The 13,466-nt window shown below is 67.8% G+C and carries 12 protein-coding genes; 6 read left to right on the forward strand and 6 right to left on the reverse strand.

All coding sequences use genetic code 11. The features are described 5' to 3' along the window. Positions 1-13: 13 nt before the first annotated feature. Together AC50X9_RS02655 and AC50X9_RS02660 are read right to left on the reverse strand one after the other, a co-directional pair. Positions 14-709: a DUF3027 domain-containing protein gene (locus AC50X9_RS02655; protein ID WP_494889890.1), complete on the reverse strand. Its 696-nt coding sequence runs from the start codon at positions 707-709 to the stop codon at positions 14-16. An 8-nt stretch (positions 710-717) separates the two neighbouring features. Next, a complete protein-coding gene (locus tag AC50X9_RS02660; protein WP_494889892.1) occupies positions 718-1,101 on the reverse strand; it encodes a cold-shock protein in 384 nt (127 codons plus the stop codon). Positions 1,102-1,279: 178 nt separating this feature from the next. Between AC50X9_RS02660 and AC50X9_RS02665 the strand changes: the two genes are divergently transcribed. The 6 genes from AC50X9_RS02665 to AC50X9_RS02690 all read left to right on the forward strand — a co-directional run bounded on the left by AC50X9_RS02665 (position 1,280) and on the right by AC50X9_RS02690 (position 8,512). Further along, complete coding sequence (locus AC50X9_RS02665; protein WP_494889894.1) at positions 1,280-1,513, forward strand: hypothetical protein; 234 nt, start codon at positions 1,280-1,282, stop codon at positions 1,511-1,513. 10 nt (positions 1,514-1,523) lie between these two features. Further along, on the forward strand, positions 1,524-4,016 hold the full coding sequence (locus AC50X9_RS02670) for a helicase-associated domain-containing protein (RefSeq protein ID WP_494889896.1): 2,493 nt from the start codon (positions 1,524-1,526) through the stop codon (positions 4,014-4,016). Further along, a complete protein-coding gene (locus AC50X9_RS02675) occupies positions 4,013-5,659 on the forward strand; it encodes a DNA repair helicase XPB (protein WP_494889898.1) in 1,647 nt (548 codons plus the stop codon). Before AC50X9_RS02670 ends, AC50X9_RS02675 begins: the two co-directional genes overlap by 4 nt. A 184-nt stretch (positions 5,660-5,843) precedes the next feature. Then, entirely contained in the window at positions 5,844-6,554 is a 711-nt protein-coding gene (locus AC50X9_RS02680; RefSeq protein WP_494890182.1) for a response regulator transcription factor, read from the forward strand. A gap of 5 nt (positions 6,555-6,559) precedes the next feature. Next, positions 6,560-8,056 carry a sensor histidine kinase gene (locus tag AC50X9_RS02685; RefSeq protein ID WP_494890184.1) on the forward strand — a complete coding sequence of 499 codons (1,497 nt, stop codon included), beginning with the start codon at positions 6,560-6,562 and terminating at the stop codon, positions 8,054-8,056. Between the two features lie 168 nt (positions 8,057-8,224). Further along, a complete protein-coding gene (locus AC50X9_RS02690; RefSeq protein WP_494889900.1) occupies positions 8,225-8,512 on the forward strand; it encodes a WXG100 family type VII secretion target in 288 nt (95 codons plus the stop codon). Between the two features lie 27 nt (positions 8,513-8,539). Here AC50X9_RS02690 and AC50X9_RS02695 read toward each other — a convergent pair whose 3' ends face one another. From AC50X9_RS02695 to AC50X9_RS02710, 4 genes are all read right to left on the reverse strand, one after another. Then, positions 8,540-9,559: an RNase H family protein gene (locus AC50X9_RS02695; protein ID WP_494889902.1), complete on the reverse strand. Its 1,020-nt coding sequence runs from the start codon at positions 9,557-9,559 to the stop codon at positions 8,540-8,542. Between the two features lie 231 nt (positions 9,560-9,790). Then, positions 9,791-11,428 carry a chaperonin GroEL gene (gene groL, locus AC50X9_RS02700; RefSeq protein WP_160667642.1) on the reverse strand — a complete coding sequence of 546 codons (1,638 nt, stop codon included), beginning with the start codon at positions 11,426-11,428 and terminating at the stop codon, positions 9,791-9,793. 315 nt (positions 11,429-11,743) lie between these two features. Continuing rightward, the gene (locus tag AC50X9_RS02705; RefSeq protein WP_494890186.1) at positions 11,744-13,009 is read right to left on the reverse strand and encodes an ABC transporter substrate-binding protein; all 1,266 of its coding nucleotides are present in this window, start codon (positions 13,007-13,009) and stop codon (positions 11,744-11,746) included. A gap of 107 nt (positions 13,010-13,116) precedes the next feature. After that, positions 13,117-13,332 carry a cold-shock protein gene (locus tag AC50X9_RS02710; protein ID WP_494889905.1) on the reverse strand — a complete coding sequence of 72 codons (216 nt, stop codon included), beginning with the start codon at positions 13,330-13,332 and terminating at the stop codon, positions 13,117-13,119. Positions 13,333-13,466 lie beyond the last annotated feature (134 nt).

Below are 13,466 nucleotides of genomic sequence, written 5' to 3' on the forward strand. Positions count from 1 at the left end.
ATGGTTCCAACCGCTAGTCAGCCTGCGCTGAGGGCAATTCGTCGCCCGGGGCGGCTGCGGAGTCGTCTTCGGCGTCAGCGTCGTCGTCAGCATCGTCGTCGTCAACATCGTCGGCGTCGTACTCGTCGCCGGCTCCATCGGCGTTTCCATCAGCGTCGTCGGAGTCGTCCTCCGGCGTGTCCGCGGAATCGAGGGCGCTGTCGGAATCGAGGGCGCTGTCGGCGTCGGGTTCGCCGGCGTCGGGTAGGGGTGCAGCGGGTGCGGCGTCCGCGAGTTCATCCTCGCCCTGTTCGTCGCCCGGGCGCACACGCTCGGCCCACGGGATCCAGTCCGGCGCCAAGATCGAGTCTTCGGAGGGCAGCAGGCCCAGCTCGTCGACCGTAACGACCTTGGACCGCGAGTTGCGCGTGAGCACGGCGTACCACTGCCAGCCGCCGTAGCCGGCCAGCCTTGACTCGAAGAGGTGGGTGACCAGGCGGTCGCCTTCGCTCTTGGCTGCGAGGTGCGGGCCGATCTGTTCGGCGGGGGCGATCCCTTCAAGGGCGGCACGGGCAGCGTCGACGGAGGCAGCCAGGAAAGCATCGGGCTTGCCTGTGCGCCAGACGGGAACCCCCGGGCGCGGCTTGGAGCCTTTGGTGCCGGCGTTCGTGTCCCCGGCGGCTTTCGTGTCCCCGGCCCGGGGCGCGTTCTGATCAGATTCCGGAGTCATCGCGAGACCTACGCGTCCAGCTCGTCGGCAACCTTACGCAGGGCGACGGCGATCGCCTTGCCCTTGTTGCCTTCCGGGTATTTGCCGGCGGACAGCGTTCCGGACAGGTTGTCCAGCACGGAGACGAGGTCCTGCACCAGCGGCGCAAGGTCTTTCGGGCTGGGCCGCTTGGCCTTGGCGATGGACGGTGTCTTGTCCAGCACACGCAGGCCCAGGGCCTGGGCGCCCTTGCGCCCGTCGGCCACGCCGAATTCGACCCGGGTGCCGGCTTTGAGTTCGGTTACGCCCACGGGCAGCGCGGATTTGGGCAGGAAGACCTCCTGGCCGTCCTCGCCCGCGAGGAATCCGAAGCCCTTTTCCTTGTCATACCACTTGACCTTGCCGGTAGGCACGTAATCAACCTTCTTCGTTCTGCTGGTGACACGGCCGACCGCCACCGCATCCGCATGGATATACGGGTTCAGGGTATGACTGTCCGGACCGTGTTGGTCTGTTCCTTCAAGGTTATCCTGCCAATCCCACTTTGGCCGTTTGGGGCGCGGAGCAGGCCGGACTGTTAGCGTTAGCACCATGACACCATTGCGTTTCCGGCAGCCACTATTGATCGCTGCGGCCGTCTGTGCCGTCCTGTCGCTCGCGGCAGTCGGCGTCGTGATGGCGATGGCGTTCAACAACGCCGTGTCCCCCGTTTGGATCACGTCCACGGCCCTCTACGGGCTTCCCGTCGCTTTCCTGCTGATGCTCCTGCTCGTAATTGATGGTGTGGCAGCCCGGCGACGGACCCGACGGCCCGACGAAAGGTAGCGTTGCACTGATGTCCCTGATCCGCGCGCTCAGCAAGGAACTCCAGGCACGCAGCGACGATGCGTTGCGGGCCCTGTTCGCCGCGCGGCCGGACCTCATCTCCCCCGGCGTGCCGGACTTCGCTGCCCTCGCCGCCCGGGCCAGCGGCCGCGTCAGCGTACAGCGTGCCCTGGAGCGGCTCAACCGCCCGCAAATGCAGGTCCTCGAGACCCTGCACCTGTGCACGAACACGGACACCGGGCACAGCGCCTCCGCCCCGATGCTGAAAAAACTCGTCAACGGCGCCACCCTGAACTCAATTGAAAAGATGCTGCAGTCGCTGCAGGAGCTGGCCCTGGTCCACCGGGCGGAACCCCCGCACGGCACCGCACCTGCTTCCGGTGCGAAGCTGCGGTATTACCTGCCGGTGGGCAGCCTCAAGGACGTGATCGGCATCTACCCGGCCGGGCTGGGGCGCAGCTACACCGAACTCGTACGGCTCCAGCCGGCCTTCGCCCAGCGTGTGGTCCAGCTCGTCGGGGAACTGCACCGGAGCGGAGCGGCGATCTCCCCGGCGACCACGCCGATGGAGGCCGCGTTGTCGCTGCAGCACTGGACCGCCACCCCGGAATCCCTCCAGCAGATCCTGGCCGCCGCCCCGGAGCGCACGGCGGCGCTGCTCGCACGCTTCGGCAACTGGGCCATGGGCGCCGTCCCGCAGGCGCAACGGCGCGCCTCCGTCCTGCACGAGCCCGCCGACGTCCGGCCAGTGGACTGGCTCCTGGCCCGCGGCTTGCTGGTGCCGCTGGACGCCGCCCACGTGGAGCTTCCGCACAGCGTCGGCGTGTCCCTGCGCGGCGGTTACGTGATCGAAAAGTTTGCCCTGACTCCCCCGGTGCCGCGGCTGGGTTCCACGACCGCCGCGCTGCGCCGCAACGCCGCCCTGGGCGCGATCGCCGAGACCCTCCGGCTTGTCGGCGAACTGCTCTACGCCATCCGGGAACAACCCCTCGTCACCCTGCGCAGCGGCGGTGTGGGCGTCCGGGAGCTGAAACGCCTGGCCGACGCGCTGCGGCTCGGGCTGCACGACGCCGGGGTGCTGGCGGAGTTATGCGCCCTGTCCGGCCTGATCCGCCTGGACGTGGATAATTCCGCCTGGGTCCAGCCCGCGCAGCTCGAATGGTTGACGCTTCCGCGGCAGGAGCAATGGCTGTGGCTCGTCAACGCCTGGCTCGCCAGCGAGCGGGCGCCCTCCCTGGTCGGCCTGCCCGTCAACGGCCAGGCGGTGGTCCCGGCCCTTCACAGGGGTGCGGCCGGGAATACCATCAACGCGCTGTCGGCCGAGGCGCAGCGGCCGGACGCCCCCGTGGTCCGGAAGCGGATCCTGGAAATTCTTGCCGAGCTGACCGGGGAGGCCGCGGCGGCGGACGGGCAGGCGCCGGTATTGGACGCCGCGGCCGTGCTCGAGCGCGCCGACTGGACCCAGCCCCGGATGGCACGGCGTTTCAGCTCGCTGATCGGGGGTGTCCTGGCCGAGGCCGAAATGCTTGGCCTGATCGGCTCCGGCGCACTCAGCCAGATCGGGGCGGCCATCGCCGCGGAGCGGCCCGACGAGGCGATGGGGATCCTGGGCGACCACCTGCCGGCGGCCCTGAACCATGTCCTGCTCCAGGCGGATCTCACCGCCGTGGCGCCCGGCTACCTCGCCCCGGAACTGACCGAAAAGCTCCTCACCATGGCCGACGCCGAAGGCCAGGGCCCGGCAACGATCTACCGTTTCTCCGTCGCCTCGGTCCGGCGGGCGCTCGACGCGGGCCAGGACGCCCAGACCATGCTGGATTTCCTGGACCTGCACTCGGCCACCGTGATTCCGCAGCCGCTGAAATACCTGATCGAGGACACCGCCTCCCGCCATGCCAAGCTGCGGGTGGGGACCGCCGCGACGTTCATCCAGAGCGACGACGAAACCGCGCTCCTGGAACTGCTCAACACGCCCGGCGCCTCCACCCTGGGTCTGGTCCGGATAGCACCCACCGTGTTGATCTCGCGTGCGGGGCCGCGGGAAACGGCGCAGGTCCTCCGCCATCTTGGCCTGTCCCCTGCGGTGGAAGAATCCGATGCAAGCGGCGTCCGGCTGCGACGCACCACTGCGGTGTCCGGCAGCGCGCGGCCGGTCTACAGCGCTCCGCGCACCGCCCCTCCGGAAGCCGACGTCGATGCCCAGCTGGCCGTGCTGCGCAGCGAACGGCCCGCCGGGAGTGGCAACGGGCGCGGTGCCGTCCTGCCGGGCAGTGAGGAAGCGACCCAGCTGGGGCTGGAAACCCTGCAGAAGGCGATCCGGCTCAAGCAGCGTGTGGTGATCAACGTCGTCGACGGCCTGGGGAATGCCGTGCGGGAAACGGTTGTTCCGGTAGCTGTGAACGGCGGACGGGTGCGGGTGTTCGATCCGGCGAAGGAAACCGAACGCGTCCTGTCCATCCACCGGATTATTGACGTTGAAGCCGCAGAGGAACTGCTCCAGTGAACGATGGACCGCTGATCGTCCAGAGTGACAAAACCATCCTGCTCGAAGTCGACCACGAACTCGCCACCGAGGCGCGGCATGCCATCGCGGCGTTCGCCGAGCTGGAACGCGCCCCCGAGCACATGCACAGCTACCGGCTCACTCCGCTGGGCCTTTGGAACGCCCGGGCCGCCGGCCTCGACGCCGAAAAGGTGCTGGACACGTTGCTCAAGTACTCCCGTTTCCCGGTTCCGCACTCGCTGCTGATCGACGTCGAAGAAACCATGTCCCGTTACGGCCGGCTGCGGCTGGAAAAGGATCCCCAGCACGGCCTGGTTATGCGCACCTCCGACTATCCGGTACTGGAGGAGGTCAGCCGGGCAAAAAAGATCGCCCCGCTCCTGGGGCCAAGGATCGACGGCGAAACCGTCGTCGTGCACTCCTCCCAGCGCGGGCAGCTCAAGCAGCTGCTGCTCAAAATCGGCTGGCCGGCTGAAGACCTGGCCGGCTACGTGGACGGGACGCCGCATCCGATCATGCTCGACGAATCCGGCTGGAAGCTCCGCCCCTACCAGCAGCTGGCGATGGAGAATTTCTGGGCCGGCGGCAGCGGCGTCGTCGTGCTCCCCTGCGGGGCCGGCAAGACCCTGGTCGGTGCCGCCGCGATGGCCACCAGCTCCACCACGACGCTGATCCTGGTGACCAATACCGTTTCCGCCCGGCAGTGGAAGGACGAGCTGCTCAAGCGGACCTCCCTCACCGAAGAGGAAATCGGCGAATACTCCGGCTCCGTCAAGGAGGTCCGTCCCGTCACGATCGCCACGTACCAGGTGCTGACCACCAAGCGGGGCGGGCTCTACCCCCACCTGGAACTGGTGGACGGCAACGACTGGGGACTCATCATCTATGACGAGGTCCATCTGCTGCCCGCCCCGATCTTCCGGATGACCGCAGACCTGCAGGCGCGCCGCCGGCTCGGGCTGACCGCCACGCTGGTCCGCGAAGACGGCCGCGAGGGCGAAGTCTTCAGCCTGATCGGACCAAAGCGCTACGACGCGCCGTGGAAGGACATCGAGGCGCAGGGCTACATCGCGCCCGCCGACTGCGTCGAGGTCCGGATCGACCTGCCCCGGGACGAACGCGTGGCCTATGCCATGGCCGAGGACGCGGACAAATACCGGCTGTGCGCCACGTCCGAATCCAAAACCCTGGTGGTGGAACAGCTCGTGGCCGAGCACGCCGGCGAGCAGCTGCTGGTGATCGGCCAGTACATCGACCAACTGGACGAGATCGGCGAGCGCCTGCAGGCGCCGGTGATCAAGGGCGACACGTCCGTCAAGGACCGGCAGAAGCTCTTTGCGGCGTTCCGGGCCGGCGAGGTCCAGACCCTTGTGGTGTCCAAGGTCGCCAACTTCTCCATCGACCTGCCCGAGGCTTCGGTCGCCATCCAGGTCTCCGGCTCCTTCGGCTCCCGGCAGGAGGAGGCCCAGCGCCTGGGCCGGCTGCTGAGGCCCAAGAAGGACGGCCGCGCCGCCCGCTTCTACTCCCTGGTGGCCAGGGACACCCTGGACCAGGACTTTGCAGCCAAACGCCAGCGCTTCCTTGCCGAGCAGGGCTACGCCTACCGGATCATGGACGCGAAGGACGTGGGGACAGTTAGCTGAGGCCCGCTGCCCGAGCTCAACGCCCAGACCGAACGCAAGCGGGCAGCCTCCCTGGGCCCGCAGCGCTACCGGGAACTGCGGCGTGCCCTCCGCAACGTCAGCCTGCTGGCGCCGTGAGTGCCGTCCACCCAACACACACCTGCCATTCAGAAAGCTCCCAGAGTCTGGGAGCATGATGGGAACTATGAAGAAGAACGGTCCCGAAGCCAAGCTGCTCGTCGTCGATGATGAACCCAACATCCGCGAGCTGCTCTCCACGTCCCTGCGCTTTGCCGGCTTCGAAGTCGTCTCGGCGTCCAACGGGCGCGAGGCTTTGGCCGCCGCCGACCTCCACGCCCCTGATCTGGCCGTGCTGGACGTCATGCTGCCGGACATGGACGGTTTCACCGTCACCCGGCGGCTGCGCGCCGCCGGCAAACACTTCCCGGTGCTTTTCCTGACCGCCAAAGATGACACCGAAGACAAGGTCATGGGGCTGACCGTCGGCGGTGACGACTACGTCACCAAGCCGTTCAGCCTCGACGAGGTCGTGGCACGCATCCGCGCCGTACTGCGCCGCACACAGCCCCTGCAGGATGACGACGCGGTCATCCGGGTCGATGACCTGGAGCTCGACGACGACGCCCACGAGGTTCGCCGCGGCGGCACGGTGATCGAGCTGTCCCCGACCGAGTTCAAGCTGCTGCGCTACCTGATGCTGAACCCCAACCGGGTCCTGTCCAAGGCCCAGATCCTGGACCACGTCTGGGAATACGACTTCAGCGGAGATGCCTCGATCGTGGAGTCCTACATCTCGTACCTGCGCCGCAAGGTGGACATCGATCCCGATGCCCCGGCCCTGATCCAGACCAAACGCGGCGTCGGCTATGTGCTGCGGACGGCCGAGAAGCGCTGACCTTGTTGCTCCAGCGCTGGCAGTCGGCGTCGCTCAGGTCGCAGCTCGTCGCCATCATGACCGCCCTGATGCTGGTGGCTCTCACCGCCACGGGCGCCGGGACGATGACCCTGCTGCACAGCTATCTGCAGGGGCAGGTCGACGACAAGCTCCGGGCTGCGGTCGCCTCGGTCCGCCACCAGCAGTCGTTCAGCCAGCTGCAGGTCCAGAATGAGAGCATCCCCACCGACTACTCGCTGATGCTCTTTACACCCGGGCAGCCGCCGATGCCGTTCGGCGGCGACAAGGAACTCCACCCGGACATCAGCGGCATCAGTGCCGCGGAAGCCGCGGACCGCCAGCAGGTCCCGTTCCAGGTCCGAGGCACGGACGGGCGCAACTGGCGGGTCGTCGCACTCAACGTCGTGGACACCAACCAGCGCAGCTCGGTGGTGGTCATCGGGCTCCCGCTGTGGCCGGTAGATTCCGTGATGGAACACGCTGTCCTGGTGGTCGTCGGTGTCGGGTTGCTGACCCTCGTCCTGGCCTTTTTCATCGCCACCTGGAGCATCTCGCGGTCCTTCCGGCCGCTGGCCCGGGTCGAAAAGACCGCCGCAGCAATTGCCGCCGGCGACCTCTCCCGGCGCGTCGAAGTCGAAAACCCCCATACCGAGGTGGGCCGGCTGGGCAGTTCCCTCAATGCCATGCTCGCCCACATCGAGACGGCCTTCGCCGCCCGGATGGCCTCCGAGGAGCGGATGCGCCGCTTCGCCGCGGACGCCTCGCACGAATTGCGGACCCCGCTCGTGACGATCCGTGGGTTCTCCGAGCTGTACCGGCACGGCGCGCTGGCCACGCCGGAGGATGTCTCAACCGCCATGGGCCGGATCGAAAGCGAAGCCAAGCGGATGGGCACCATGGTGGAGGACCTCTTGCTGCTCGCCAGGATCGATGAACAGCGGCCGCTGCAGCAGAAGCCGGCCGACCTGCTGCTGATTGCCAACGACGCCGTTGTGGACACGCAGGCGAGCGACCGCGGCCGCGCCGTTGTGCTGACCGGTCTCGACGGCGGTCCCCCCGGGCCGGCTCCCGTGCTCGGCGAGGAAGCCAAGCTCCGCCAGGTCGTCGGGAATCTGGTGGGCAACGCCCTGCGCTACACCCCGGACGGCACGCCCATTGAGCTGGCCGTCGGCGTCCGGACCGCCGGGGACGGTACCCGGCAGTCCGTCATCGAGGTCCGCGACCACGGTCCCGGTGTTCCGGACGAGGAGGCCGCACGGATCTTCGAGCGGTTCTACCGCGCCGACACGTCCCGCACCCGGGAAACCGGCGGCAGCGGGCTGGGGCTGGCAATCGTCGCAGCCATCGTCGGCTCGCATTCGGGCACCGTCAGGGTCGCGCAAACCGACGGCGGCGGCGCCACTCTCGTGGTCAGCCTGCCGTTCCTGGACGAGGGCCCCGAAGACAGCGATTCACGGGCCGACTCGCGTTCACGGGCCGGCTCCGACGCGGACGGGGCGTAGGGCTACCGGGCCGCGGACCTCCGGGGGTCACGTGCTTCCGGGCTTACGGCTGCCGGGTCCCCGGAGGTTTTCCACATATCGGAAACCGGCCGTTCCCCGGGCCCCCCGGCCTGCCTACGCTCGGAGGGTCCGGAGAGTCCGGACCAGGCACCGTCGAGAGGCCACCCCATGAGCATCATCTCCGTCGACACGGAACTCCTCCAGCTCAAATCAGCGACCGTCAAGGCCACGGTCGACCGGATCAGCGCTGACGTCCAGGCCATGAAGCGCGGCCTCGACGAGCTGCAGGCCACCTGGCGCGGATCGGCCGCCACCAACTTCCAGGCCCTCGTCTCCGAATGGACCCTGACGCAGGGAAAGGTCGAGGCCTCCCTGGCCTCGATCAACCTGGCGCTGGACTCAGCAGCCGCCAGCTACGCGCAGGCCGAACTGCACAACACCCAACGTTTCAGCTGACGGGCGCTGAACGGCCCACAGGCGAGCTCAGGCTTCGGGTGTGCCCTGGTGGAAGCGGAGCCGCCACTGGGCGCCGTCATGGACCCACAGGGAGCTGCGCACGGCCGTTCCCGCTCGGGTGCGGCTGCGGTACGTCAGCAGAACCGTCCCCTCGCCCAGCCGGTCCGCGGCCAGGATCTCCAGCTCGGCGGGGCCGGCAGGTTCCTCGACAAGCGACATCATCATGGCGTCCCGGGTCCAGATCCGGCCCGAGCTGCCAATTTCAGTGAAATCCGGGTGCAGCAGCACGCCGGTGCGTCCGAGGTCGGCGCGCGTTTCCGGCCGGAGAAGTTCGCGTTCCAGTGACTCGACGATGGCTTCCGGGCTAGCGTCGGTGCCGGGCGCGGGCGTGGTGTCCTCGTCGAGCTCGCTGAAAAGGTCGGGCTCGTCGAAGAGCGTGGGCTCCCCGAAGAGCTGCCGGGAGGACTGCGCCGCCGCCTGGGGCGCCGGCGGTGCCGCCGGTTGTGCCGCCGGTTGTGCCGCCGGCGCGGATGCGGATGCGGCTGCCGCTGCGGCCCGGGACCCCTGACCTGCGCCGGCCGTGGCGCCGAAGCCGGGACCCTGCCGCACGGCTACACCTTGCTGGTAGGCCGTGGCGGCGGCCCTGGCGCGGTCATCGGCTGCCTCATTGAGGTCGTGCCCGGCGTGGCCCCGCACCCACTCGAATTTGTATTTACGGCCGTCCAGCTCCTGGTCGATCTCCTTGAGCAGCTCGACATTCATCACCGGCTTGCCGTCGGATTTTCGCCAGCCCTTGCGCTTCCAGCCTGGCATCCACTTGGTGACGGAGTTGATGACGTACTGGCTGTCGCAGAGGATGTGCAGATCCTCGCCGGGCAGATGCGCAGTGCAGCGGAAGAGATCCAGCACGGCCATCAGCTCGCCCATGTTGTTGGTGCCGTGCGGCCATCCGCCGGCCCGCCAGCAGTCGTCGTTCACGTACCAGGCCCATCCGGCCGGGCCGGGATTTCCTAAAGCCGAACCGTCGGCTGCCGCTGTAATCGTCACTGCACTATCCTGCCAGACCGCGCTGCCACCAATGTCACCGCCCGGCTCCCGACCCGGCTCCCATCCAATCGCCCGTCCGGCTCCCCCACCTAGCCTCCCCGCCCGTCGTTGTCGAGTTGGCGTGTTTCAGTGTCTGGGGGAACGCCGACGGCGGCCCCACCCGAAGGAGGGACCGCCGTCGTTGAACTGGACGTTCAGCGCTGAACTGCTCAGCGCCGGAAGCAGGGGTGGTTAGAAACCGCCCATGCCGCCCATGCCGCCCATGTCGTCGCCGCCGCCCATGGCCGGGGAGTTCTTCTCCGGCTTGTCGGCCACAACGGCCTCGGTGGTGAGGAACAGGCCGGCAATGGAAGCCGCGTTCTGCAGGGCAGAGCGGGTGACCTTGACCGGGTCGTTGATGCCGGCAGCCAGCAGGTCGACATACTCGCCGGTTGCCGCGTTCAGGCCGTGGCCGGCGGGCAGGCCGCGGACCTTGTCGACGACAACGCCCGGCTCCAGGCCGGCGTTGAAGGCGATCTGCTTCAGCGGGGCGTCGATGGCAACGCGGACGATGTTCGCACCGGTTGCCTCGTCGCCTTCGAGCTGCAGGTTGGCGAAGGCCTTGGCGCCGGCCTGGATCAGGGCAACGCCACCGCCGGCGACGATGCCCTCTTCGACAGCAGCCTTGGCGTTGCGGACAGCGTCCTCAATGCGGTGCTTGCGTTCCTTGAGCTCAACTTCGGTTGCGGCACCGGCCTTGATGACTGCAACGCCGCCGGCCAGCTTGGCCAGGCGCTCCTGCAGCTTCTCGCGGTCGTAGTCGGAATCGGAGTTCTCGATCTCGGCCCGGATCTGGGAAACGCGGCCAGCAATCTGGTCAGCGTCACCTGCGCCCTCGACGATGGTGGTCTCATCCTTGGTGACGACGACCTTGCGGGCGCGGCCGAGGAGTTCGAGGCCGGCGGTCTCAAGCTTGAGGCCGACTTCTTCGGAGATGACCTGGCCACCGGTGAGGATGGCGATGTCAGCGAGCTGCGCCTTGCGGCGGTCGCCGAAGCCCGGAGCCTTGACGGCGACGGACTTGAAGGTGCCGCGGATCTTGTTGACGATCAGGGTGGCCAGGGCCTCGCCCTCGATGTCCTCGGCAATGATCAGCAGCGGCTTGGAGGACTGCATGACCTTTTCGAGGACAGCAACCAGTTCCTTGACGTTGGAGATTTTGGAGTTGACGATCAGGATGTACGGATCCTCAAGGACCGTTTCCTGGCGCTCAGCGTCGGTGACGAAGTAAGCGGAGATGTAGCCCTTGTCGAAGCGCATGCCCTCGGTGAGTTCCAGCTCCAGGCCGAAGGTGTTGGACTCCTCGACGGTGATGACGCCTTCCTTGCCGACCTTATCCAGGGCCTCGGCAATCAGTGCGCCAATTTCGTTGTCACCGGCAGAGATGGACGCGGTGGCCGCGATCTCTTCCTTGGTCTCGATTTCCTTGGCGGAGGCCAGGAGCTCGCGGGTGACGGCTTCGACAGCCTTTTCGATGCCGCGCTTGAGGGACAGGGGATCAGCGCCGGCCGCGACGTTGCGCAGGCCTTCCTTGACCAGGGCCTGAGCCAGCACGGTTGCGGTGGTGGTTCCGTCGCCGGCGACGTCATCCGTCTTCTTGGCAACTTCCTTGACCAGCTCGGCGCCGATCTTTTCATAAGGATCGTCCAGCTCGATCTCCTTGGCGATGGAAACACCATCGTTGGTGATCGTGGGGGCGCCCCACTTCTTTTCGAGGACGACGTTGCGTCCACGCGGACCGAGGGTGACCTTGACGGCGTCGGCGAGGATGTTCAGGCCCCGCTCAAGACCGCGGCGTGCCTCTTCATCAAATGCAATGATCTTGGCCATAACGGCAGTAGTCCTTTCGGGACAGTCGTTAAGAATGAACCTTGCTGCGGTGCCCGCGACGGACGATCCTTGCCCTGCGGCCTCTGTATGCCGCCGGGCCAGGATCTCACCCCAGCCAGGTGTTTCTTTCGCTCCTGGATCGCCTGCTGCAACTTCGCTGCCGGGCAAACCGGGCGTTGTTTTAGCAGTCAATACTCGGGAGTGCTAACTCAATAATTAGCACTCCCCCGGGGAGAGTGCAAGCAGCGGGCGTGCCGGACGGCGCCGCTTCGGCCCGCTGGCGGCCCGCGGCACGACGCAATACGCTACGGGCGATTAACTGCCGCTGCTGTTGGCCGTTTCGCTGCCGCTCATCGTGGCCCTGTTGTCTGCCCCATAGCGGTAGACAACGTAGTTTGCGCTGCTGACGTCGCCGCGGGAGTCGAAGCTGATCCGCCCGGATTCCCCGTTGTAGTCGGGTTGCTTGCCGGCCCGGATGACGTCGAGGCACTCCTGGTAGTTCTTGCAGACTGTGGCTTCGCCGGCGGGGCTTGCGCTGCCGGCAGCCTGGACCTTGCCGCCGGAGACGGCGATCAGGCGGGCGGCGATGGAGGTTCCGGCGTCGTCCTGGGCAGCAGCGGCAGCGATGGCGGCGAGGTTGACGGCGTCGTATGCCTCGGCGGCAAAGGTCATGTCCTTCAACCCGGGATCCACGGCGACCAGTTCGGCCTGGAAGTGTGCGGAGGCAAATGTCCCCGGAAGGATGCCGCGTGCACCGTCGAGGGCACCGGAACCGAGGCCCGAACCGTATTGGCTGACCGCACCGTCGCTGAGAATGAGCTTCGAGCCGGCGAGTCCGGCGTTGTTCAGCTCGGCGATGGCGCCCTGGGCACCTGCGCGGGAAACCAGCACGACGGCGTCCGGGGCCGCCGCCTTCGCGGCCGCGGCCGCCTGCTGCGCCTGGCCGGGCGCGAAGCCTGCTACAGCGAGGGTCCCGACGCCTGACTCCTTGGCTGCCGCGGCGACCGCGGTGGACACGTCCTTGCCGTGGCTGCCTTCCTCGTAGACCACGGCAAGGGTTGCCGCGCCGCTGTCCTTGGCGAGCTTCACGAGAACGGGGGCCTGCGCCACATCGGCTGCCGCGGTACGGAAATAGTAGCCGCGGCTCTCGTAGCTGCTGAGGCCGCCGGCGGTATTTGCGGGGGAAATCATGGCGATCCTGGCGTTGGACAGGACATCGATGGCGGCGGGCGCACGGCTGGAATCCGTCGGGCCGATGACGACGTCGGCTTTGGCCGCCACGAGCGCCTTTGCCTGCGCTGCGGTGTCGCCGCTGATGGTCTCCGGGAGCAGCTCCACCGGCTTGCCCTTGTGGCCGCCCGCGGCGTTGATTTCCTTGACCGCAAGCTTCGCGGCGGCCAGCTGGGGGGCGTTGAGGAAGTTCTGCGGGCCGGTGTTGTCGAGGAGCAGCCCGATGCGCAGGGTGCCGTCCCCGCTCGCGTCGGCCTGCTGCACGCGGGCGCCCCCTGTTGGCCCCAGGCATGCGGTGGTGGTCAGCGCCGCAACCACTGCCACGGCCACGGCCCGGCCGGGCCGTGGCACGCCCGCCCCGCGCCGGACCGCGCTGCCGGCTCCCTGCCGGGCGGTGTGCGCTGCGGCGGGGGCCTGCACGGCGGGGTCGCGCGGTGCATGTGCTGCGGGGGAAAAGATCACGGGGCGGGCCGGACGCTTTCGGCCTGCGGGCCCTTTTCGCCCTCGCCGATTTCAAGTTCTACGCGCTGCCCCTCGGTCAGGGCACGGTAGCCTTCCCCGGTGATGGCCGACCAGTGCACAAAAACGTCGTCCCCGGACCTGTCCACGGTGATGAAGCCGTAACCCTTTTCGGCGTTGAACCATTTGACGGTTCCCTGTTCCATGGGGTCCATCCTTTCAGTCGGCCTGCGGGCGGCCACCACAATGTGGGCCGCGGAATGCAAAACGCAGCAGGACACGGATGCGGGACAACGAATGCAAACGCAGCCCGCAAATACTGTACCCACAGCCTCCGGCCGGGGCGCAG

The organism is Pseudarthrobacter sp. HLT1-3 (assembly GCF_059383535.1).